This window comes from Ornithinimicrobium tianjinense (genome assembly GCF_014636495.1).
Lineage (GTDB): Bacteria > Actinomycetota > Actinomycetes > Actinomycetales > Dermatophilaceae > Ornithinicoccus > Ornithinicoccus tianjinensis.
The window spans coordinates 396,194-417,319 of the sequence record NZ_BMEM01000002.1 but is presented as its reverse complement, the minus strand read 5'-3'; the positions used below and the strand labels follow the sequence as shown (position 1 = coordinate 417,319).

Annotated in this window: 21 protein-coding genes; 17 read left to right on the top strand and 4 right to left on the bottom strand. The window is 72.9% G+C overall.

The features are described 5' to 3' along the window. Positions 1-249 precede the first annotated feature (249 nt). Positions 250-915 carry a sigma-70 family RNA polymerase sigma factor gene (locus IEV65_RS09820; protein ID WP_188430268.1) on the top strand — a complete coding sequence of 222 codons (666 nt, stop codon included), beginning with the start codon at positions 250-252 and terminating at the stop codon, positions 913-915. Further along, the gene (gene rsrA, locus IEV65_RS09815; RefSeq protein ID WP_188430266.1) at positions 912-1,184 is read left to right on the top strand and encodes a mycothiol system anti-sigma-R factor; all 273 of its coding nucleotides are present in this window, start codon (positions 912-914) and stop codon (positions 1,182-1,184) included. Before IEV65_RS09820 ends, rsrA begins: the two co-directional genes overlap by 4 nt. Positions 1,185-1,266: 82 nt before the next feature. Here the strand turns inward: rsrA and IEV65_RS15975 are convergent, their stop codons facing one another. After that, on the bottom strand, positions 1,267-1,341 hold the full coding sequence (locus IEV65_RS15975; protein ID WP_369299113.1) for a 50S ribosomal protein bL37: 75 nt from the start codon (positions 1,339-1,341) through the stop codon (positions 1,267-1,269). A gap of 519 nt (positions 1,342-1,860) precedes the next feature. Between IEV65_RS15975 and IEV65_RS09810 the strand changes: the two genes are divergently transcribed. Genes IEV65_RS09810 through IEV65_RS09780 form a run of 7 tightly spaced genes read left to right on the top strand, consistent with a single transcriptional unit; the run spans position 1,861 to position 8,655 of the window. Beyond that, complete coding sequence (locus IEV65_RS09810) at positions 1,861-3,141, top strand: HD-GYP domain-containing protein (protein WP_229735146.1); 1,281 nt, start codon at positions 1,861-1,863, stop codon at positions 3,139-3,141. Further along, a complete protein-coding gene (locus IEV65_RS09805; RefSeq protein WP_188430262.1) occupies positions 3,138-4,397 on the top strand; it encodes an HD-GYP domain-containing protein in 1,260 nt (419 codons plus the stop codon). Before IEV65_RS09810 ends, IEV65_RS09805 begins: the two co-directional genes overlap by 4 nt. A 9-nt stretch (positions 4,398-4,406) precedes the next feature. Then, positions 4,407-5,102 carry a tRNA (adenosine(37)-N6)-threonylcarbamoyltransferase complex dimerization subunit type 1 TsaB gene (gene tsaB / locus IEV65_RS09800; protein WP_188430260.1) on the top strand — a complete coding sequence of 232 codons (696 nt, stop codon included), beginning with the start codon at positions 4,407-4,409 and terminating at the stop codon, positions 5,100-5,102. Between the two features lie 35 nt (positions 5,103-5,137). Then, a complete protein-coding gene (gene rimI / locus IEV65_RS09795) occupies positions 5,138-5,554 on the top strand; it encodes a ribosomal protein S18-alanine N-acetyltransferase (protein ID WP_229735130.1) in 417 nt (138 codons plus the stop codon). Then, positions 5,551-6,597, top strand: a complete 1,047-nt coding sequence (gene tsaD, locus IEV65_RS09790; RefSeq protein ID WP_188430256.1) for a tRNA (adenosine(37)-N6)-threonylcarbamoyltransferase complex transferase subunit TsaD — start codon at positions 5,551-5,553, stop codon at positions 6,595-6,597. The genes rimI and tsaD overlap by 4 nt, the downstream gene beginning before the upstream one ends. Positions 6,598-6,641: 44 nt before the next feature. Continuing rightward, complete coding sequence (locus IEV65_RS09785) at positions 6,642-7,970, top strand: TrkH family potassium uptake protein (protein ID WP_229735129.1); 1,329 nt, start codon at positions 6,642-6,644, stop codon at positions 7,968-7,970. After that, entirely contained in the window at positions 7,963-8,655 is a 693-nt protein-coding gene (locus IEV65_RS09780) for a potassium channel family protein (protein ID WP_188430255.1), read from the top strand. Before IEV65_RS09785 ends, IEV65_RS09780 begins: the two co-directional genes overlap by 8 nt. Here IEV65_RS09780 and IEV65_RS09775 read toward each other — a convergent pair. Then, positions 8,630-9,889, bottom strand: a complete 1,260-nt coding sequence (locus tag IEV65_RS09775; RefSeq protein ID WP_229735128.1) for a class I SAM-dependent methyltransferase — start codon at positions 9,887-9,889, stop codon at positions 8,630-8,632. The two genes, IEV65_RS09780 and IEV65_RS09775, sit on opposite strands and share 26 nt — an antisense overlap. A 31-nt stretch (positions 9,890-9,920) precedes the next feature. Between IEV65_RS09775 and IEV65_RS09770 the strand changes: the two genes are divergently transcribed. The 3 genes from IEV65_RS09770 to groL all read left to right on the top strand — a co-directional run bounded on the left by IEV65_RS09770 (position 9,921) and on the right by groL (position 13,463). After that, positions 9,921-11,186 (top strand): phospholipase D-like domain-containing protein, encoded by a 1,266-nt coding sequence (locus IEV65_RS09770; RefSeq protein ID WP_188430251.1) that lies wholly within the window; start codon positions 9,921-9,923, stop codon positions 11,184-11,186. Positions 11,187-11,429: 243 nt separating this feature from the next. After that, positions 11,430-11,726 (top strand): co-chaperone GroES, encoded by a 297-nt coding sequence (gene groES, locus IEV65_RS09765; RefSeq protein ID WP_188430249.1) that lies wholly within the window; start codon positions 11,430-11,432, stop codon positions 11,724-11,726. Positions 11,727-11,852: 126 nt separating this feature from the next. After that, complete coding sequence (gene groL / locus IEV65_RS09760; protein WP_188430247.1) at positions 11,853-13,463, top strand: chaperonin GroEL; 1,611 nt, start codon at positions 11,853-11,855, stop codon at positions 13,461-13,463. 80 nt (positions 13,464-13,543) lie between these two features. Here the strand turns inward: groL and IEV65_RS09755 are convergent, their stop codons facing one another. Continuing rightward, positions 13,544-13,897, bottom strand: coding sequence for a WhiB family transcriptional regulator (locus IEV65_RS09755; protein WP_229735127.1), 354 nt, complete (start codon positions 13,895-13,897; stop codon positions 13,544-13,546). 152 nt (positions 13,898-14,049) lie between these two features. On the opposite strand from IEV65_RS09755, the gene IEV65_RS09750 reads away from it, so the two are divergent. The 3 genes from IEV65_RS09750 to guaB are packed head-to-tail and all read left to right on the top strand — an operon-like array spanning position 14,050 to position 17,557. Next, positions 14,050-14,655, top strand: coding sequence for a sigma-70 family RNA polymerase sigma factor (locus tag IEV65_RS09750; RefSeq protein WP_229735126.1), 606 nt, complete (start codon positions 14,050-14,052; stop codon positions 14,653-14,655). Then, entirely contained in the window at positions 14,652-15,992 is a 1,341-nt protein-coding gene (locus tag IEV65_RS09745; RefSeq protein ID WP_188430243.1) for a hypothetical protein, read from the top strand. The genes IEV65_RS09750 and IEV65_RS09745 overlap by 4 nt, the downstream gene beginning before the upstream one ends. 41 nt (positions 15,993-16,033) lie before the next feature. After that, entirely contained in the window at positions 16,034-17,557 is a 1,524-nt protein-coding gene (gene guaB, locus IEV65_RS09740; protein WP_229735124.1) for an IMP dehydrogenase, read from the top strand. Positions 17,558-17,627: 70 nt separating this feature from the next. Here the strand turns inward: guaB and IEV65_RS09735 are convergent, their stop codons facing one another. Then, positions 17,628-18,407: a dioxygenase family protein gene (locus tag IEV65_RS09735; RefSeq protein WP_188430335.1), complete on the bottom strand. Its 780-nt coding sequence runs from the start codon at positions 18,405-18,407 to the stop codon at positions 17,628-17,630. A gap of 123 nt (positions 18,408-18,530) precedes the next feature. Here IEV65_RS09735 and IEV65_RS09730 point away from each other — a divergent pair, with 123 nt between their 5' ends. Both IEV65_RS09730 and IEV65_RS09725 read left to right on the top strand, forming a co-directional pair. Continuing rightward, complete coding sequence (locus IEV65_RS09730; RefSeq protein ID WP_188430241.1) at positions 18,531-19,652, top strand: GuaB3 family IMP dehydrogenase-related protein; 1,122 nt, start codon at positions 18,531-18,533, stop codon at positions 19,650-19,652. Then, positions 19,639-21,120, top strand: coding sequence for a beta-propeller fold lactonase family protein (locus IEV65_RS09725; RefSeq protein WP_229735123.1), 1,482 nt, complete (start codon positions 19,639-19,641; stop codon positions 21,118-21,120). The genes IEV65_RS09730 and IEV65_RS09725 overlap by 14 nt, the downstream gene beginning before the upstream one ends. Positions 21,121-21,126: the final 6 nt, after the last annotated feature.

Below are 21,126 nucleotides of genomic sequence, written 5' to 3'. Positions count from 1 at the left end.
GTAGAGGACGTTCTGCAGGCGCGCCGGCTGGGTGAGCGGGCGCAGCGTGCGGGGCGCGGGGCGGTGGCGTGCGGTCACCGCCCCATCGTCGCACCTGGCGGTCGCCGGGAATGAGAGGCCGCCCGCGAGGCGTTGCCCGCATGATCCCGAACATCGCAGGAGGAACGCGTGCTGATCACCGCAGTGACGCCCGGGGAGAGGGCTGGCGCGAGCGCGCTGGTCGCACCGCACGGTCTAGGCTGGACGACGATGCAGAACGACCCCCAGCCCTTGACCGACGACACAGAGGCCCGCGCCGCCGCGCTCGCGGACGCCGCTGTGGACGTGGCGACCGAGACCCCGGAGGAGCGCGCGGCGCGCTTCGAGCGTGAGGCGATGCCGCTGCTGGACCAGATGTACAGCGCCGCTCTCCGCACGACGCGCAACCCCACGGACGCCGAGGACCTGGTCCAGGAGACCTACGCCAAGGCCTTCGCCGCCTTCCACCAGTACCGTCCGGGCACCAACCTCAAGGCCTGGATGTACCGCATCCTGACCAACAGCTACATCAACACCTACCGCAAGAAGCAGCGCCAGCCGCTGGAGTCCGACGCCGCCGAGATCGAGGACTACCAGCTGGCCCGCGCGGCCTCCCACCACTCCTCCGGGCTGCGCTCGGCCGAGACCGAGGCGCTGGACCACCTTCCCGACAGCGACGTGAAGGAGGCGCTGGCCTCGATCGGCGAGGACTTCCGGCTCGCCGTCTATCTCGCGGACGTGGAGGGCTTCTCCTACAAGGAGATCGCCGAGATCATGAGCACGCCGATCGGCACCGTCATGTCCCGGCTCCACCGGGGGCGCAAGCAGCTGCGCGAGCTGCTCACCGACTACGCCGTCGAGCGCGGCGTCATCTCCGCCGAGGAGGGCCGGTCATGAGCCAGCACGAGGACCGGGCCGCGGACTGCGCAGACGTCGTCCTGCGGCTCTTCGAGTACGTCGACCACGAGCTCGGTCCCCTCGACGGTGACCGGATCAGGACCCACCTCGAGGAGTGCGGCTCCTGCCTGGCCGAGTACGAGCGCGACCTCCTCATCAAGGCCCTCGTCCGCCGGGCCTGCGCCTGCGAGCAGGCGCCGGCCGAGCTGCGCACCCAGATCCTGACCCGGATCACCGCCACCCGGGTGACGTGGGGCCAGCCCGGCTAGGACGACGCAGGCCACCAGGCAGCACGAGGCCCGGCCCACCCCTGGGGTGGACCGGGCCTCGTGACGTCCGGTCGGACCGGTCTCAGGCGTTGGGCTTGCGCCCGTGGTTCGCGCCCTTCTTCTTGCGGTCACGACGCTTGCGTGCGCGCTTGCTCATGAGTGCCTCCTCGTGCTGGGGTCGTGGGTCTGGGGTCGTGGGTCTGCGACGGGCCCGGGATCGGCCAGGGGTCGCAACGCTCTATCATCGCACACAGGCCCGACCGGCTCCCACTGGGCTGTGATGCGCGTCACAGCAATGGTAAAGACTTGTTCAAGTCTGCGGCACAGCTCTGGTCGCCGACGATCGGCTGTGCCAGATTGGACGGAAGACCAGGCGAGATCCCTGCTGGTCGACGTCCTCCTCGGACGCAGCATCACGAAAGGACCTTCCCGTGCTCCAGCTCCTGCTCGACCTCCTCAGCTCCGGTTTCCTCGACCTCGTCAGCGAGATCCAGATCATCTCCTGGGAGGACTGACGCCTCAGCACCGCCCGACGCGGGGTCTGCGCCACACCGGCGCGGGCCCCGCGTCTGCGCGTGTCTGGGTCTACGTCCTCTGCCTGGCGGCGGCGGCGGCCGTCCTGGTCTGGTGGGGGCTGCGCCTGGAGCCTGACGACGGTGCGGAGCCGGGCGTCGTGATGATCCTCGTGGTCCTGGGCAGCGTCGGCGTCAACCTGCGTGAGCGCGACCTGGGACCGCACCTGGGTGTCTCGCTGGCCACCGTGGTCCTGGCCGCAGCGCTGCCGCTCGTCGGCGTGGGCGCCGTGGTCGTCGGTCTGGTCTCCTACGCGCTCGACCTGCGCCCGCAGCGGGCGCAGACGAGGGCCTTCAACGTCAGCATGACCGCGTGCGTGGCGGCGCTGGGGGCGGTGGTCTACCTGGTCCTGGGTGGACAGCGGGTCGAGGACGCCACGGGCGGGGCGCTCCGGCTCCTCGTGGGGGTGGGGGCCCCGCTCCTGGCCGCCTACGTCGCCATGTTCGTCGCCAACGCCTTCCTGTATGCCGTGATGTCGCGTCTCGTGCGCGGCACCCGGGTCGTCACCACGGCGTGGCAGGCCGTGCGCAGACTGGGGCTGGCCTACGTGTCCCACGTGGTCATCGCGTTCCTCTTCGCCGTGCTGTGGGGTCCGGCGGGGCTGGGGGCGCTGAGTGCTCTGTTCGTCCTCGGGCCCCTCGTCGCGGCGCACTGGTCGATGGGCCGGGAGGCGCTGGCCCGACGGGAGCACGAGGAGACCGTCGTCACGTTCGTGGCCGCTCTCGAGGAGGCCGACCCCGGCTCCGTGGGCCACAGCGCGCGGGTGGCCGAGCTCGCGGACCTGCTGGCGCCCCACCTGGGCTTCGACGCCCGCGAGGCCCAGGACCTGCGCTACGCCGCCCTCCTGCACGACATCGGCCTGGTCACCACGCGGCACCAGCTGGCCGAGGACCCGGCTCGTGACGAGGTGGCCTACCTCACGGCTCTCAGCGTCCACCCCGAGGCCGGGGCCCGGGTGCTGGCCGGGCTGGACTTCCTCACCGGGGCGCTGCCGGGGATCGCCCACCACCACGAGCGCTGGGACGGTCTGGGCTTCCCGTCGGGGCTCAGCGGTGAGGAGATCCCGCTGACGGCCCGCGTGATCGCCGTCGCGGACGCCTTCGACGCGCTCACGGGCGTCCCCGGGGGCCTCGAGCCCGCCGCCGCTGTCGAGCTGCTGCGTGAGCGCGCCGGCAGCCACCTGGACCCGGAGATCGTCGATGCCCTCGCGGCGGTGCTGCCCCAGGTCGTGCTGGCCAGCAGCGTCCCGGGGCCGGTCACGATCGGCCTCCGGGACCAGCTGGCTCCCGCGTCGGTGGCACCGGACGGGATGCCGGACCACGACCACCCGTCCGTGAGCGACGCCTTCGCGGCGTGGCAGCCCGAGGGGGTGCGCAGCCCATGACGCTCGCTGTCGCGCTCGTCGCCTTCGTCACCCTCCTGCTGGGGGAGGCCTGGCGGGTGCCGGAGCCGGGACTGTCCCGCGAGGCTCCTCTGGCCCAGGCCACCATCGTCGCGCTCGTCATCTCGACGTCCTGGCCCGTGCCTGCCCGCCAGCCGGAGGCCGGGGGACAAGGGTGGCTCGTGCTCGGTCCCTACGTGGGTCTCGTCGGTCCCCTGCTCCTGGCGGTCCTGGCCACGCTGGTGGTCGCCCTCGTCCGTGGTCCGCTCCGGTCGGTGCCCGGGGAGCTGCTCCGCTCCGCCCTGACCGCCCTCGTCACGGGCGTGCTGGTGCGGGTCCCGCTCCCCACCGGGCGGACGTTGCACGACTACGCGAGCAGCGCGCCCGGGGCGCAGCGGGGCTTTGTGGCGTTGCTCCTCCTCCTGGCGGCGGCGGCGGCCGTGGCGGCGCCGCTGCTGGTCAGGGCCCTGGCCCGCGCCAGGCTCGACCAGGAGCCCTTCTGGTCGGTGACCGGCGCCGAGCTGCGCCGGCACGGCCTCCTGGCGGCGGCCGCGGCGACGACCGGTGTCGTCACCGCGCTCGCGGTCCAGGTGCTGGGGCCGGTGTCCTTCGTCCTCGTGCTCGTCCCGCTCATGGTCCTGCTCCCCGCGGTCGGCCGACAGCGCCAGATCCGCGCGGCCCAGCGGCAGACGATCTTCGCCCTGGCTCGGCTCACCGACCAGGCGGGGCTGACCTCGAGCGGCCACGCGGCGCGGGTCGCGCGGTTGGCCGTGCCCGTGGCCCGGGAGGTGGGGGTGGAGGACGCGGACCTCGCCGACGTCGAGACGGCCGCCCTCCTGCACGACGTGGGTCAAGTGGGGCTGCGCCGCCCCATCCCGGACGGCGCGACCACCGAGGTCTCCGCGGTGGACCAGCGGCGGGTGGCGACGGCCGGCGCCGCGATCCTGGCGAGGACCGCGGAGCTGTCCCGGCTCGCTCCCACCGTCGCCGACGTGGGCATCCCCCACCACCGGGCCGTCGTGCGGGGGGACGTGCCGCTGGCCTCGCGGGTGGTGCGCGTGGCGTCCGCCTACGACGACCACCTCGCCTCGGCGCGACCGGTCGACGCGGTGGTCAGGCTGCTGCGCAGCACGCCCCACGAGTACGACCCCGCCGTCGTCGGAGCCCTCGTGCGCCACCTCGAGCGCCGGGGCACGCTCTCGACAGGCGAGGCGGCCGCGCTGCGGGCGCTCGCGGCGGCGCGAGGCCCGGCGGCGTAATCTGGGCGGGTGCTGCTCGCCATCGACACCTCCACGACCGTCATCGGCGCCGCCGTCCACGACGGGACCTCGGTGCTGGCCGCCGTGCGGCACGAGGACGCCCGACGGCACGGGGAGCTGCTCGCCCCGGCGGTCCAGCAGGTCCTGCAGGACGCCGGTGTCGACCGGCGGGAGCTGGCGGAGATCGTCTGCGGCACCGGTCCCGGGCCGTTCACCGGTCTGCGGGTCGGCGTCGTGACCGCACTGGTCCTGGCGCACGCCCTCGGACTGCCCACGCCCCGCGGGATCTGCTCGCTGGACGCGCTCGCCCATGACCTCGTCGGCCGGCACGTCGGTCCGCTGCTCGTCGCGACCGACGCACGGCGCAAGGAGGTCTACTGGGCCACCTACCACCTTGACGGCTCGGCGGCGCGGCGGGTCACCGGGCCTGCCGTCGCCCGCGCGCAGGACCTCCCCGAGGAGGTCCGCTCGCTCCCCGTGGTCGGGCGAGGTGCCCAGCTGTATGCCGAGGCGCTGCCCCGGGCCGTCCCGGACGCTCCCCGCGACGTCGACCCCGTGGCCCTGGCCGACCTCGCCGTCGCCCTGCGCTCCGGGGACCATCCCGACGCCCACGCCGGTCCGGACCGCGGGCTCCTGGCCCCGGAGCCGCTCTACCTGCGCCGCCCGGACGCGGTGGCCAACGTGCCGGCCGGGCCGACCCGATGAGGCTGCGGGACGCCGACTGGCGGGACCTGGCACCGATGGCCGAGATCGAGGCGCGGTCCTTCCCGGCCGACGCCTGGCCCCCGGCCACCTTCTGGGCCGAGCACGCGGCGCGGCCGCGACGCAGCTACGTCGTCGCGATCGACGAGCACCGCGTCGTGGGCTATGCAGGGCTTGACCTGGCCGGGGACGTCGCGGACGTGATGACGGTGACGGTCCACCCCGACCGACGCGGCACCGGGCTCGGCGCGCACCTGCTGGAGGAGCTGCATACCCGCGCCAGGGCGGCGGGAGCCGCCGCCGTCATGCTCGAGGTCCGCGCGGACAACGGTCCGGCGCGTGGGCTCTACGGGTCCCGAGGCTACGCGGTGGTGCACACCCGGTCCGGCTACTACCGGTCCGCGGACGGAGGCCCGTCCGTGGACGCCCTGATCATGCGCAAGGAGCTGTCGTGAGCGAGCAACCCCTGGTCCTGGGGATCGAGACCAGCTGCGACGAGACCGGCGTCGGGATCGTGCGCGGCCAGACGTTGCTCGTCGACGCCGTGGCCAGCAGCGTCGACGAGCACGCCCGGTTCGGGGGTGTCGTGCCGGAGGTCGCCAGCCGCGCCCACCTGGAGGCGATGGTGCCCACCGTCGAGCGGGCCTGCCGGGACGCCGGGGTCCGTCTCGAGGACCTCGACGCGATCTCGGTGACGGCCGGTCCCGGCCTGGCCGGCGCGCTGCTCGTCGGCGTGGCGGCGGCCAAGGCGCTCGCGGTGGGCCTGGGGGTGCCGATCTACGGCGTCAACCACCTGGCGGCCCACGTCGCGGTGGACATCGTCGAGCACGGCCCCCTGCCCGAGCCGACGATGGGTCTGCTCGTGAGCGGCGGGCACTCCAACCTGCTGCTCGTCCCCGACGTCACCCACGACATCCGCAGCCTGGGGTCGACGATCGACGACGCGGCCGGGGAGGCCTTCGACAAGGTCGCCCGGCTGCTCGGGCTGCCCTTTCCTGGCGGTCCTCACGTCGACCGGGTGGCGCGCGAGGGAGACCGGGTCGCGATCGACTTCCCGCGCGGTCTGACGAGCGGGCGTGACCTGGAGCGGCACCGCTTCGACTACTCCTTCTCCGGGCTGAAGACCGCGGTCGCCCGCTGGGTCCAGGCGCGCGAGGCGGCGGGGGAGCCGGTGCCGGTGGCAGACGTCGCGGCGAGCTTCCAGGAGGCCGTCGTCGACGTGCTGACCCGCAAGGCGGTGGCTGCGTGTCGGGAGCACGGGGTGGACGACCTGCTGATCGGCGGTGGCGTCGCGGCGAACAGCCGGCTGCGGGCGCTCGCCCAGGAGCGCTGTGACGCCCACGGCATCCGGCTGCGGGTGCCGCGCCCGGGTCTCTGCACCGACAACGGGGCGATGGTCGCGGCGCTTGGCGCCCAGATGGTCAGCAAGGGCCGCCAGGCCTCCCGCCTGGACCTGCCCGCCGACTCCAGCCAGCCCGTGGAGCAGGTCAGCAGCTGAGCGCCGGTTGCGCGCCGCGCTCCGGGCGCGGATCATTGCCGCTCGTGCGACGCGTCCTGAGCCACCCTGCGCGGCTGGTGAGCCTCGGCTTCCTCCTGCAGATGGTGGTGGGCACGGTCCTGCTCCTCCTGCCCGTCTCGCGCGCCGAGGGCGCACCCGCCGACCTGCTCGTCGCCGCCTTCACCACCGTCTCCGCGACCTGCGTGACCGGGCTCATCACGGTCGACACCGCGACCTACTGGTCGCCCTTCGGCCAGGTGGTCATCATGGGGCTCATCCAGGTCGGCGGGATCGGCGTGATGACGCTGGCGACGCTGCTCGCCCTCACCGTCCGCGGCCGGCTCGGGCTGCGGACCTCCCTGGCCGCGCAGGCTGACTCGCACAGCCTGGACCTGGGTGACGTGCGCAGGGTGGTCCTGCGGATCGTCGGTCTCGCGCTCACCATCGAGGCGTTCATCGCGGTGCTGCTGACCCTGCGCTTCGCCCTGGGTTACGGGATGGGCTGGGGGACGGCGGTCTGGCACGGTCTGTTCCACGCCGTGTCGTCGTTCAACAACGCCGGCTTCGCGCTCTACACCGACAACGTCATCGGCTTCGTGGGCGACCTCTGGATCATCGGTCCTCTCTGCCTGGCGCTGATCCTCGGCGGCCTGGGCTTCCCGGTCCTGCGCGAGCTGCTGTCCGGAGCGCCCGCCCGACGGTGGAGCGTGCACACCCGCCTCACGGTGTGGGGCACCTCGACCCTGTTCGTGCTGGGCATCCTGGCGTTCTGGTTCTTCGAGGGGGCGGCCGGGGGCACGCTGGCCCACCTCCCGCCGGCCCAGCAGGCGGTCGGGGCGCTCGCGGGTGGCGTCTTCCCCCGCACGGCCGGCTTCAACGCGGTCGACTACGCCCACGTCACCGAGGAGACGGAGGCGATCACCATGGTGCTGATGTTCATCGGGGGCGGGAGCGCCGGCACGGCAGGTGGTGTGAAGGTGACGACCTTCCTCCTGCTCGCCGCGGTGATCTGGGCCGAGGTGCGCGGTGAACCCGATGTCGTCATCGGCCAGCGCAGGGTCGCCGCGCCGGTCCAGCGGCAGGCCCTGACGGTCGCCCTCCTCGCGGTGGGCCTGGTCATCGGTTCGACGCTGGTGCTCATGATGCTCACCGACATCCCGTCGTTGGACCTGGGCTTCGAGGTGATCTCGGCCTTCGCGACGGTCGGCCTGTCGACCGGCATCACCGCCCAGCTGCCGGCGGCCGGGCAGGTCCTCCTCATGGTCCTGATGTTCCTGGGGCGCGTCGGCACCATCACGGTCGCCAGCGCCATCGCCCTCAACACCCGTCACCGGCACTACCGACTCCCGGAGGAGAGACCCATTGTTGGCTAGGTTCAGCAAGCAGGCCCGCGCGGCGAGCACCGATCCCGTCCTCGTCGTCGGCCTGGGTCGCTTCGGCAGCGCCGTGTGCGAGTCGCTCGTCCGCCAGGGCGTCGAGGTGCTCGCGGTCGACACCGACGAGGCCCGCGTCCAGGAGTACGCCGACGAGTTCACCCACACGGTCCGGGCCGACGCCACCGACGGGGAGGCGATGCGTCAGCTGGGCGCAGGCGACCTGACCCGGGCCGTGGTCGCCATCGGCTCGGACATCGAGGCGAGCGTCCTGTCGGTCATCACGCTGGCGGAGGCGGGGGTCGACACGATCTACGCCAAGGCCATCAGCCGCAAGCACGGCAAGATCCTCACGAGCATCGGGGCGACCCATGTGATCTACCCCGAGCACGTCATGGGTCAGCGGGTGGGTCACATGGTCACGGGCGGGCTCTCGGACTACCTGGAGTTCGAGGACGAGTTCGCGATCGCCCGGTGCTACGCGCCCGAGGAGACGTGGGATCGTCCGCTGTCCGAGTCGGCCGTCCGCAGGAAGCACACCATCACGGTCGTCGGGGTCAAGCGGCCGGGCGAGCCGTTCACGTATGCCGTGCCCGAGACCGTGGTGCACCGGGGCGACGAGCTGGTCCTCTCGGGCCGCATCGCCGACGTCGAGCGCTTCACCGCCCTGGCGCCGCGGGCCTGACGACGATCGCGGAGGGCGTCCCCGCGACCCTGGTCAGCACGAGCGTGGCCTCCGCCGCTCCCCGGCCGCCGCGCAGCCGCAGGTCGGCACGGAAACGGTCCGGGTCGGTGGGCACGCCGCGCTTCTTCAGCGTGACCCGCGCGATGCCGCGCTCCCGGAGCCAGGCGCGCACCACCTTGGCGTGCAGGGGCAGCACCTCGTCCACCGCGAACCACCGCACCCAGGGCAGGGCGACCGGCGCCGGCGCGCTGACGTAGCCGACGTCCGCGTCCAGCTCACGACCGCCGACGGCCTCCGCGCAGGACGGGGCCAGCCCCGCCGCAAGGACGGCCCGGTCGGGCTCGGCCAGCCACGGCCCGACCTGGTCCTGTGCGGTCAGCGGCTCCGGCGGGGCGGCAGCCGGTCGCACGGTGACCCATGATCCGCCCGCCCCGACGACGGCGCTCACGCCCGGTCGTCGCACGGCGCCGCCCCACCACACCACGCACTCGACGACCTCGCCGTCCACCGAGACCCACTCGGCCTCGGCGCCGGTGGGCAGGTCGGCGGCCGAGAAGCCGGGGGAGAGCTTGGCCCCGGTCGCGCGGGCCGTGCGACCGACCGCCCGGACGTGCTCCCAGCTGGGCGTGAGCTCGCTGAGCCGGAAGAGGCGACGGGTGCGGCCGCGCGCGTCGGCGACGCCGGGCCGGCGGCGCGCGGGGTCGAGCCAGGCTCCGTCGCCCGGGGGCACCTCGACCGTGGTGGCGTCCGCCTGCACGACCCTCGCCCGCGGGTACGGCGCGAGGTTGGCCGCTGCGGCGACGGCCACGGTCTCGTCGCGTTCGACGGCGGTCACCGCGAGCCCGGCCCGGGCGAGCGCCAGGGCGTCCAGACCCAGCCCGCTGCCCAGGTCCCAGACGTGCTGCACGCCCGCCTCGACGAACCTCTGCGCGTGCCGCTCCGCAACGGCTGTGCGCGTCGCCTGCTCGAGGCCGTCCGTCGTGAGGAGCAGGGTGTCGGCCAGCGGCCCGAGCCGGTCACGGGCGCGCGCCCGCAGCCGGGACTGCGTGAGCGCCGCCGACACCAGGGCCGGGTCCACGCCCTCGGCACGCAACCGGGCGGACAGCGCGATGACCTGACCCTCGTCATACCGGGGGAGGGAGGCCAGCAGCGCCCGTCCCTCGGGGGCGGCGAGCCGGGCCATCAGCGCGGCGGTGCCGCCGGGGCCGGGCGGTGCGGGGTCGTCGTCGGTCACCGGTCCATTGTCGCTGGGTAGATTGACCGTCATGCGCCTCACGCTGACCAGCCGGGATCGCGGACTGCTCCGCCGCGTGCGGAGGTATGCCGTGCGGGGGGCCGGTCTCGGTGTCGCTGCCCAGCTGACCGTGGCGGTCGGGCTGATGGCCGGCGACGCCGTCCGCAAGCGGCGCCGCACCGACGAGCCCACGGCTCCGGCGGACCCCCCGCTGCGCGCCAGGGTGGGCGACGACGTCACCACGACCTACACCTACGGCCAGGACCTGTACGACGACATGCTGGCCGCCATCGACTCGGCCGAGGAGTTCATCTACCTCGCGTCCTACATCTGGAAGGGCGACGAGACCGGTCAGGCGTTCAAGGAAGCGGTCGTGCGGGCGGCCGAGCGGGGGGTGCTGGTCTGCGTCGTCTACGACGGCTTCGCCAACCTCGTCGTGCCGAGGGAGTTCATCCGCTTCCCCGACCCGGTCCACGTGCTGCGCTTCCCGGTGGTGCGCTCCGGCCTGCCGATCATCGACTTCCGCCGCAGCGGCCGGGACCACCGCAAGATCCTCGTCGTGGACGGACGGGTGGGCTTCGTCGGGGGCTACAACATCGGGTCGCTGTACGCCACGCACTGGCGCGACACCCACGTGCAGCTCGAGGGGCCGTCCGTGTGGGAGCTGCAGAACGCGTTCGTGGACTTCTGGAACCGCCACCGGCGGGCCGAGCTGCCCGAGCTGCCCGACTCGGGGTCGCCCCACTGGAACGCCGCGATCCGCGCGGCCCGCAACGAGCCCAGCCGGCTCGTCTACCCGGTGCGGGCGCTCTACCTGGAGGCCATCGACCGCGCGACCGACCGCGTCTGGATCACGCAGGGCTACTTCATCCCGGACCGGGAGATCCTCGACACCCTGCTCAAGGTGGCCGCCCGCGGGGTCGACGTGCGGGTGATCATGCCGGAGCGCTCCAACCACATCCTGGCGGACGTCGTCGCTCGCTACTACTGGCACGACCTGCTCGCGGGAGGTGTGCGGATCTTCCTCTACCAGGACGTGATGGTGCACGCCAAGACCGCCACCATCGACGGGGTCTGGGCCACGATCGGCACCGCCAACATCGACCGGCTCTCGCTGGTCGGCAACTACGAGATCAACCTCGAGCTCGTGGACGACACGCAGGCGGCGCACATGGAGGAGATCTTCCGGCGCGACCTGCAGCGCTGCCGGGAGATGACCATGGAGGAGTGGCAGGGTCGTCCGTGGCACTACCGCGCGGCCGAGCGCATCCTGCAGCCGCTGGAGTGGGCGCTCTGAGCGGAGGGCCGGCGTCGTGGTCCTCACGGCTGTGCCGTCCGTCACTGGCACTCGGCTTGACCGAGTGCTAAGACCGGCCTAGATTTCCACTTAGCACTCTCGGCACGCAAGTGCCAGTCGTCCACCGGCAGGCTGACCCCCGCGACGGCGGCCCACCTGGTGGAGGACGAGTCCTGAGCACCATCTCACACCACCACGCCGGGGCCGTCAGGCCGCCCGGCAGAACGAAAGGGAAGGGTAACCGTGTCGGTTTCCATCAAGCCCCTCGAGGACCGCATCGTCGTCAAGACCGTCGAGGCCGAGCAGACCACCGCGTCCGGCCTCGTCATCCCGGACACCGCCAAGGAGAAGCCCCAGGAGGGCGAGGTCCTGGCCGTCGGCCCGGGCCGCTGGAACGAGGACGGCGACGAGCGCGTGCCCATGGACGTCAAGGTCGGCGACCGCGTCCTCTACAGCAAGTACGGCGGCACCGAGGTCAAGCACGGCGGCACCGAGTACCTGATCCTCTCGGCGCGCGACGTCCTCGCCATCGTCGGCTGAGTCACCGTCCTTCGTCGGCTGACCGCTGACATCCCAGCCTGACCCACGCCCCGCGCGCCCGGCCGACGCCGAGGTGGGCGGGGCGTGGGTGCGTGCACACGTCATACCGAAAGGAGCTGACCGCCGATGGCGAAGCAGCTGAAGTTCAACGACGAGGGTCGCAAGGCCCTCGAGCGGGGCGTCGACGCCCTGGCCAACGCCGTCAAGGTGACGCTCGGCCCGAAGGGCCGCAACGTCGTCCTGGACAAGAAGTGGGGCGCCCCCACGATCACCAACGACGGTGTCACCATCGCCCGTGAGGTCGAGCTGGAGGACCCGTACGAGAACCTCGGCGCCCAGCTCGCCAAGGAGGTGGCGACCAAGACCAACGACGTCGCCGGCGACGGGACGACGACCGCGACGGTCCTCGCCCAGGCGCTCGTCAAGGAGGGTCTGCGCAACGTGGCCGCCGGTGCGGCCCCGTCCGGGCTCAAGCGGGGCATCGACGCGGCCGTGGCCGCGATCAACGACCGCCTCCTGGAGACCGCCCGTGAGCTCCAGGGCCGCGACGAGATCGCCCAGGTGGCGAGCCTGTCGGCCCAGGACAAGGAGATCGGCGAGCTGATCGCCGACGCCTTCGACAAGGTCGGCAAGGACGGCGTCATCACCGTCGAGGAGTCCTCGACCACCGCGATGGAGCTGCAGTTCACCGAGGGTATGCAGTTCGACAAGGGCTACCTCTCGCCCTACTTCGTCACCGACACCGAGCGCATGGAGGGGGTCCTGGAGGACGCCCTCGTGCTGCTCCACCAGGGCAAGATCTCCTCGGTCGCCGATCTCCTCCCGCTGCTGGAGAAGGTCGTCGGCGCCGGCAAGCCGCTGCTGATCATCGCCGAGGACGTCGAGGGCGAGGCGCTGTCGACGCTCGTCGTCAACAAGATCCGTGGCACCTTCAACGCCGTCGCGGTCAAGGCGCCCGGCTTCGGCGACCGCCGCAAGGCGATGCTGCAGGACATGGCCATCCTCACCGGCGGCCAGGTCGTCGCGGAGGAGGTCGGTCTCAAGCTCGACCAGGTCGGCCTCGAGGTGCTCGGCTCGGCTCGCCGCGTCGTGACCACCAAGGACTCCACGACCATCGTCGAGGGTGCCGGTGACGCCCAGGTCGTCGCGGACCGCGTCGCCCAGCTCCAGGCCGAGGCCGCCGCCACGGACAGCGACTGGGACCGCGAGAAGCTCCAGGAGCGGATCGCCAAGCTGGCCGGTGGCGTCTGCGTCATCAAGGTCGGTGCCCACACCGAGGTCGAGCTCAAGGAGAAGAAGCACCGCATCGAGGACGCCGTCTCCGCGACGCGCGCCGCGATCGAGGAGGGCATCGTCGCGGGTGGCGGCTCCGCCCTCGTGCACGCGGCGCCGGCCGTGGACGCTCTCGAGCTCTCCGGTGACGAGGCCGTCGGCGCGCAGGTCGTGCGTCGCGCCGTCGTCGAGCCGCTGCGGTGGATCGCCGAGAACGCCGGCCTCCAGGGCTACGTGGCGACCGCCAAGGTCGCCGAGCTCCCTGTCGGCCAGGGCCTCAACGCCGCGACCGGTGAGTATGGCGATCTCGTCGCCGCCGGCGTCATCGACCCGGTGAAGGTGACGCGCTCGGCGCTGCGCAACGCGGCCTCGATCGCCTCCATGGTGCTGACCACCGACACGCTCGTCGTGGACAAGCCGGAGGACGAGGACGAGGACGGCCACGGTCACGGCCACTCGCACTGACCCACGCAGTGACGCGGTCGGCCCCCGCACCCGGTCAGGGTGCGGGGGCCGACCGCGTCATGGGCTGTCCGTGGCGATCGCTAGGACGCCTCGGGGGTGGTGAGTGGAGAGGTCGCGGGGCGAGCGGTGATCTCCGGGAGGACCGGGGTCTCACCCGCGTCGACGGCGTCGTGGTAGGCCTGACGCTCGTCCTCGGTCATCCCTCCCCACACGCCGTAGGGCTCTCTGGCCTCGAGCGCCTGGGTGCGGCACTCGAGGAGCACGGGGCAGGTCGCGCAGACCTGCTTGGCGCGCTCGTCACGCCGACGGCGCGCGGGACCGCGCTCTCCCTCGGGGTGAAAAAAGACCTCGGGGCTCGCGGTCCTGCAGGCCCCCTGGTACTGCCACTCCCACAGCTCGGCGACCGGTCCTGGTTGATTGACGGCGTCTGCCACCTCGGAGTACTCCTCTCGACAGGCACGTTCAGTGTAGTTCGGAGACGTCGGTGCGAGAACCCGCCCCCGCTGGGCCATGGCACACGCGACGTCCTGTGTCATGCTAAGCGGAAGCCGCCTGGCAGGGGCGGATCCGCGGGAAGGGACTGTCAGTGTCGCTTGTCCAGCTCGAGGCACCGATCGGTGCTGCCGGGGTCCAGGAGCTGCGCGCCCTCGTCCCCGCCGCCCGGCAGGGGGAGGAGCGCGCGTCCAGCGAGCTGCTCGTGCAGGTGCACCGCATCGCCCACCGCTACGCCCGGGCCCGGCTGGGCACCTACCCGTCCGCGATCGAAGTCAGCGACGACGTGGCCCAGGAGGTCTGCCTCGGCGTCCTGCGGGCCCTGCCCCGCTACGAGGAACGTGGCCTGCCGTTCGAGGCCTTCGTCTATCGCATCGCTGCCCGCAAGGTGGCCGACGCCCAACGGGCGTTCGCGCATGGGCCGGTCACGGTCGACCACGCCGCCTCGGACCTCTTCGACGAGCCGGTCGACAGCCACGAGCACGACGTGGTCGCCCGCGACGAGGCGTCCCGGGCGTGGGTCCTGATGGAGTCGCTCCCGCCCCGGCAGCGGGAGGTCCTCGTCCTGCGGGTCGCGGTCGGCATGTCGGCTCAGGAGACCGCCGACGCCCTGGGGATGACCGCGGTGTCAGTGCGCGTCACCCAGATGCGGGCTCTCCGCGAGCTGCGACGGCGCTGGGCCGAGGGGAGCCCGCGATGAGCGTCCGCCGGCTGGACCACGCGGAGCTCGAGCGCACCGCACGCGTGCTCGACGACCTCGGCGCCCGGCGGCACCCGGCGGGCGGGTCGGACGACCCGCTCCTCGCCGCTCTGGCTGACTGGACCACGGCGATCGACACGGCGACGTCCTCGGGCGTGATCCGACCTGCCAGGGCTGGCGCTCGGCGCCTGGCCCCCGTGACGCCGCTGGCACCTGCGACCGTCAGGCGAGGCGGTCGGCACCGCGTGGTGCGTCGCGCCGTCGGAGGCAGCCTTCTCACGGCGATGGCTCTGGCCGGGTCCTCGGTGGCGGCCGCGCTCAGCGGAGGCCAGGTGCCGGTGCTCAGCGGCCTCGGGACGGTCCTCGTCGATGCCGTGCCGATGCTCGACGCGCCCGTCGATGTCGGCGTGCCCGTCTCGCCGCCACGCGTGGACGCCACGGGTGGCGGCGGGCCGGTCAGTGCGCCCGTCGACGGCTCGGCACCCCTGGCCGTCGACCTCTCCTCGCTGTCGACTCCCGCGACGGCAGACGCGCCGACGGCCGACGCGCCGACGGCAGACGCGCCGACGGCAGACGCGCCGATCGCGGTGGCGCCGGGCGCCGCCAGACCTCGTGCCGGCAGCGCGGTCCACCGCGACGAGCTCGCACCGCCCCGCGCGCCCGGTGCCGGACAGGGTGCAGCGCTGGGCCTGCCCAGGGCACCCGGCGACGGGGCACCGCCCGCTCACGGCCGCCCGCTGGTGCCGCCGCAGTCCTGGCTCAGCCCGCCACCGGGTCTCGGCGACCGCGCCGGTGACGAGGTAGCGAAGGGAGGGGCGGACCGCCCGGGCCGGGCCGTCGGCGCCTCGCACGGCCGCACCGGAGGGCGGGCCGAGGCGGTGCGCCAGTCTGGCGAGCGCGGAGGCAAGGGCGTCGAGCGCCCCGGCCGTCCGTCGCCGGTGGACCAGCCCGAACCCCCGGCCACCCGCCCCGCGAACACGCCGTGCGCGGCCGCCCCTGGCGAGCCGCCCAGGTCCGGGCCCCGTGACGACATGGCCCCGCCCGCGGGGCCGCCGGTGGAGACCGGGCCGCCCTGCGAGGCGGGCCCGGCCACCGACCCGCCGGCGGAGACCTCGCCGCCGGCGGACGCCGAGCCGCCGGTCGTGGTGCCCCCGTCAGACCCTGCGCAGCCCGCGCCTCCGACGGCCACAGAGCCGCCGGCGGACCCCGCACCTCCCGCGGCGGAGGAGCCAGCGCCTCCGGCGGACGCAGAGCCTCCGGCGGATCCCGCGCCTCCGGCGGTCCCGGAGCCTCCCGCGGAGACGGAGGACCCGCCTCCTGCGGTCGGGTCGCCGTAGCGGCGGGGGCTGTCTGTCAGCAGCACTAGAATGGGGTGCCTATGACCCCGGCTGACGAGAACGCACCCCTGCCGCCCGCCTTCGCCAGGATGGGCCTGACCTACGACGACGTCCTCCTGCTGCCCGGCGAGACCGACCTCACCCCGGACGAGATCGACACGACCAGCCGACTGACCCGGGAGATCAGCCTCCGGCTGCCGCTGGTCTCGGCGGCCATGGACACGGTCACCGAGGCCCGGATGGCGATCGCCATGGCGCGTCAGGGCGGCATCGGCATCCTGCACCGCAACCTCTCGATCGAGGACCAGGCCTACCAGGTCGACCTCGTCAAGCGCACCCAGACAGGGCGCATCACCAACCCGATCACCATCGGTCCGGACGCGTCGCTGGAGGACCTCGACCGCATCTGCGGGCAGTACCGCGTGTCCGGTCTGCCGGTCGTGGACGAGGGAGGCCACCTGCTCGGGATCTGCACCAACCGCGACCTGCGCTTCACCCCCGTCGCCGAGTGGGAGCGCACCCTCGTCCGGGACGTCATGACGCCGATGCCGCTGGTGACGGCGCCCTCCGACGTCAGCCGGGAGGACGCCACGGCCATCCTGCGGGCGCACAAGCGGGAGCGGCTCCCGCTCGTCGACGCCGAGGGGCGGTTGGCAGGCCTCATCACGGTCAAGGACTTCGTGAAGTCCGAGCAGTTCCCGAGGGCCAGCAAGGACGGGGAAGGTCGGCTGCTCGTCGGGGCGGCCATCGGCTACTTCGGTGACGCCTGGGAGCGGGCCACGACGCTCATCGACGCCGGGGTCGACGTGCTGGTCGCCGACACCGCCCACGGCCACGTGCGCATGCTGATCGAGATGGTGCAGCGGCTCAAGGCCGACCCCGCCACCCGGCACGTCCAGGTCGTCGGCGGCAACGTCGCGACGGGGGCGGGTGCGCGCGCGTTCGTCGAGGCCGGCGCGGACGCCGTCAAGGTGGGCGTCGGCCCGGGGGCGATCTGCACCACCCGTGTCGTGACGGGCGTCGGGGTCCCGCAGCTCACGGCGGTCCACGAGGCGGCCATGGCCGCCCGGGAGTCAGGCGTGCCGGTCATCGCCGACGGCGGGATGAAGTACTCCGGAGACATCGCCAAGGCTCTGGTCGCCGGGGCCGAGTCGGTGATGATGGGCTCCATGCTCGCCGGCTGCGAGGAGAGCCCGGGAGAGCTGATCTTCGTCAACGGCAAGCAGTACAAGAGCTACCGCGGGATGGGCTCCCTGGGCGCGATGAGCTCGCGCGGCAAGAAGTCCTTCTCCAAGGACCGCTACTTCCAGGCGGAGGTCACCAGCGACGACCAGCTGGTGCCCGAGGGTGTCGAGGGCAAGGTCGCCTACCGCGGCGCGGCCGCGGCCGTCGTGCACCAGATGGCGGGCGGCCTGCGGCAGGCGATGTTCTACGTCGGCGCCCGGACCGTGCCCGAGCTGCAGGAGAAGGGCCAGTTCGTGCGCATCACGCAGGCCAGCCTCCAGGAGTCGCACCCGCACGACATCGAGATGACCGCCGAGGCGCCCAACTACGCCTCGCACTGACGCAGACGGACGACGCCCCTCGACCCGGCCGGGTCGAGGGGCGTCGTGCGTGCGGCGGCCCGGCGCGGGCCTACGCGAACTGCCAGGAGCGCTTGGACAGGCCGTACCAGAAGCCGTCGATCGCCGTGTCGGCCTCGACCCCGCCGGAGGCCTCGGCGGCACCGAGCGCAAGGTAGAGCGGCGCCCAGTGCTCGGTGCGCGGGTGAGCCTGCCGGGCGGCCGGCGCGCGGTGCTCGAAGTCCAGGACGGCGTCCACGTCGCCCCGGGCCAGCGCCTCGGCGGCCCAGTGGTCGAACTCCGCCGAGGGGGTGGGCGGCGGCGCCGCGGAGTCGTTGCGCGGGTTGAACCAGGCCAGGTTGTGCGTGGTGAAGCCGGACCCGACGATCAGCGTCCCCTGGTCGCGCAGCGGCGCGAGCCGGCGACCGAGCTCGAAGAGCTGACGGGGGTCGAGCGTCGGCATCGACATCTGCAGCACGGGGATGTCCGCGTCCGGGAACATCTCGACGAGCGGCACGTAGGCGCCGTGGTCGAGGCCACGGGTCTCGTCGCGGTGGACCCCGCCGTGCACGAGGTCACTGACCAGACCCTCGACGTCGTCGGCCAGCTCGGGGGCGAGCGGGGCGTCATACGTCACGGTGTAGTACTTCTGGGGGAACCCCCAGAAGTCGTAGACCAGCGGCTGGGCCGTGGTGGTCGCGGAGAGCGACAGTGGAGCGTTCTCCCAGTGCGCCGACACCATGAGGATGTTGGTCGGGGTGGGCAGGTCGGCCGACCAGCGGGCCAGCTGCTCGGTCCACACGGCGTCGTCCGCCAGGGGCGGGGCACCGTGCGAGAGGTAGAGGATCGGCATACGCGAGGGCGCGGTCTGGGTGCTCACGGTCCTAGTATGCGTGATGTGTCACCTATCTGGCAAGGGTGCCGCTCCTCGGAGTGTGTGTCGGGATCCGGGGCTCACGCTGGGTAGCCTGTCCGGGTGAGCGAGATCGAGATCGGCCGTGGCAAGCGCGGCCGCCGGGCCTACACCTTCGACGACATCGCGGTCGTCCCCTCCCGGCGGACCCGCGACCCCGAGGAGGTGTCCATCTCCTGGCAGATCGACGCCTACCACTTCGAGCTGCCCGTGCTGGCGGCCCCGATGGACTCGGTGATGTCACCGCAGACGGCGATCGAGGTGGGTCGGCTGGGCGGTCTCGGCGTGCTCGACCTCGAGGGTCTGTGGACGCGCTACGAGGACCCAGGTCCCGCGCTGGAGGAGATCGCCACGCTCCCTGCCGAGCGCACCACCGCGCGGATGCGTGAGCTGTATGCCGCGCCCGTGCGCCCCGACCTGATCACCCGTCGCCTGCGGGAGGTGCGCGAGGCTGGTGTGACCGTCGCCGGTGCCCTCTCGCCGCAGCGCACCCAGCAGTTCTGGAAGGTCGTCGTCGACGCGGGTGTCGACCTGTTCGTCATCCGCGGCACCACCGTGTCCGCCGAGCACGTCTCCTCCCGCGCGGAGCCGCTCAACCTCAAGCGGTTCATCTACGAGCTCGACGTCCCGGTCATCGTGGGCGGGGCGTCCACCTACACCGCGGCGCTGCACCTGATGCGCACCGGCGCGGCTGGGGTCCTCGTCGGCTTCGGCGGGGGCTCGGCCCACCGCACCCGCACCACGCTGGGCATCCACGCCCCGGCGGCGACGGCCATCGCCGACGTGGCCGCCGCGCGCCGTGACTACCTCGACGAGTCCGGTGGTCGCTACGTCCACGTCATCGCCGACGGCGGGGCCAGCGTGTCCGGGGAGATCGTCAAGGCCATCGCGTGCGGCGCCGACGCCATCATGCTCGGTGCCGCGCTGGCCCGGGCGAAGGAGGCGCCGGGCCAGGGCTTCCACTGGGGCTCCGAGGCGCACCACCCCGAGCTGCCGCGCGGGGAGCGCGTGGACGTCGGCACCGTCGGCACGCTGGCCGAGATTCTCGTCGGGCCGGCCACGGGGGCGGACGGCACCACCAACATGACGGGAGCCCTGCGCCGGGCGATGGCGACGACGGGCTACACCGAGCTCAAGGAGTTCCAGCGGGTGGAAGTGGTGGTGGCTCCGTATGGGGCGCAGTGACGGCCGCGACCTGGACGCGACGGAGTCCTACCGCTCCTGGGCCACGGACGGCGAACCCGGCTACGACGAGTACTCCGTGCGGTCGGACGACCGGTGGGGCTCGGACGAGGGGATGACGCGGGCCCGCCGCCGGCTGCTCGTGCGCAAGGAGAGCACGTACGTCAGGCGCCGACGCGTGGTCTTCGGCGGGCTCGGGGTGCTCGCCGCCCTGCTCGTGGTCGCTCTCCTCTCCCTCACCCTGGGACAGGGCGGTGCGGGCAGGGCCCTGGCTGACATCGCCGCCGGCAAGGACGCCGGTCAGGACCCCGGGGCGGTCGTCGCCCCACCCGGCGACACGGCGCCGTCGGCCTCGGACGGGAGCGCGGCCGATGACGCGGCGGCCACGACCCAGGCCGAGGAGGCCGCGGTCTGGCAGCAGCAGCCTGCGCCGCTCGAGCACGCCAGCGACCTCACCGCGCTGACCCAGGTCGACTACATCACCGAGGGGACGCCCAAGTCGATCGTCTCCTCCGGGCACGGGCTGATGATCAGCAACAACATGATGTACAGCCACACCTCCTCGGTCTGGGACAGCCGCAGCCGCGAGGTGCTGACCCGCCTGGACGACGCGGTCGACCTCAGCGACTTCGGGATCGAGGGGCATCCCGGGATCTCGCAGGGCTCTCCGGTCGAGGCGACCTGGACCGCCGACGGCCGCTACGCCTACGTCTCCAACTACTCGATGTACGGCGAGAACTTCGGCGTCGAGGGCTTCGACGACTGCTTCAAGGACAGCGGCGTCGGCGCCTCGACGGTCTACCGGTTCGACGCCGAGGAGATGGCCTGGGACCAGGTGATCACGGTGGGCGCGGTGCCGAAGTACCTCGAGATCACGCCGGACCAGTCCACGCTCCTCGTGAGCAACTGGTGCGACTACACCGTCTCCGTCGTCGACATCGCGACCGGCAAGGAGACCGGCACCCTCGACGTCGGCCGCAACCCCCGCGGCATCGTGGTCATGCCGGACAACCGGACCGCCATCGTGACCGCCATGTGGAACCAGCAGGTCTGGCGCCTCGACCTGGAGGAGATGACGAGCGAGGTCGTCATGGAGACCCCGCCGGGTCCGCGGCACCTCAACCTCACCGCCGACGGCTCCCTCCTCTATCTCGTCGTGGCCCGCTCCGACGTCATCTACAAGCTCGACGCCAGGACCATGGAGATCCTCGACGAGGTCAACCCCGGGCTCGAGCCGCGCAGCATGGCGATGTCCCCGGACGAGAAGGCGCTCTACGTCGTCAACTACGACGAGGCGACGGTCTCCAAGATCCGCACCTCGGACATGGAGGTGATCGACAAGGTCAACGTCGACGCGGTCCCGATCGGCATCGACTACGACCCGGTGACCAACACCGTCTGGGTGGCCTGCTACAACGGCGGCGTCTACGTCTTCGACGACCAGAGCACCCTGCTGGCCGCCGCAGGCTGATCACCT

What these genes read in the sequence shown, in the direction of transcription:
- IEV65_RS09820 (WP_188430268.1), top strand. Translation starts at nt 250, where the DNA reads ATGCAGAACGACCCCCAGCCCTTGACCGACGACACAGAGGCCCGCGCC.
- rsrA (WP_188430266.1), top strand. Translation starts at nt 912, where the DNA reads ATGAGCCAGCACGAGGACCGGGCCGCGGACTGCGCAGACGTCGTCCTG.
- IEV65_RS09810 (WP_229735146.1), top strand. Translation starts at nt 1,861, where the DNA reads ATGATCCTCGTGGTCCTGGGCAGCGTCGGCGTCAACCTGCGTGAGCGC.
- IEV65_RS09805 (WP_188430262.1), top strand. Translation starts at nt 3,138, where the DNA reads ATGACGCTCGCTGTCGCGCTCGTCGCCTTCGTCACCCTCCTGCTGGGG.
- rimI (WP_229735130.1), top strand. Translation starts at nt 5,138, where the DNA reads ATGGCCGAGATCGAGGCGCGGTCCTTCCCGGCCGACGCCTGGCCCCCG.
- IEV65_RS09770 (WP_188430251.1), top strand. Translation starts at nt 9,921, where the DNA reads ATGCGCCTCACGCTGACCAGCCGGGATCGCGGACTGCTCCGCCGCGTG.
- groL (WP_188430247.1), top strand. Translation starts at nt 11,853, where the DNA reads ATGGCGAAGCAGCTGAAGTTCAACGACGAGGGTCGCAAGGCCCTCGAG.
- IEV65_RS09745 (WP_188430243.1), top strand. Translation starts at nt 14,652, where the DNA reads ATGAGCGTCCGCCGGCTGGACCACGCGGAGCTCGAGCGCACCGCACGC.
- guaB (WP_229735124.1), top strand. Translation starts at nt 16,034, where the DNA reads ATGACCCCGGCTGACGAGAACGCACCCCTGCCGCCCGCCTTCGCCAGG.
- IEV65_RS09735 (WP_188430335.1), bottom strand. Translation starts at nt 18,407, where the DNA reads ATGCCGATCCTCTACCTCTCGCACGGTGCCCCGCCCCTGGCGGACGAC.
- IEV65_RS09725 (WP_229735123.1), top strand. Translation starts at nt 19,639, where the DNA reads ATGGGGCGCAGTGACGGCCGCGACCTGGACGCGACGGAGTCCTACCGC.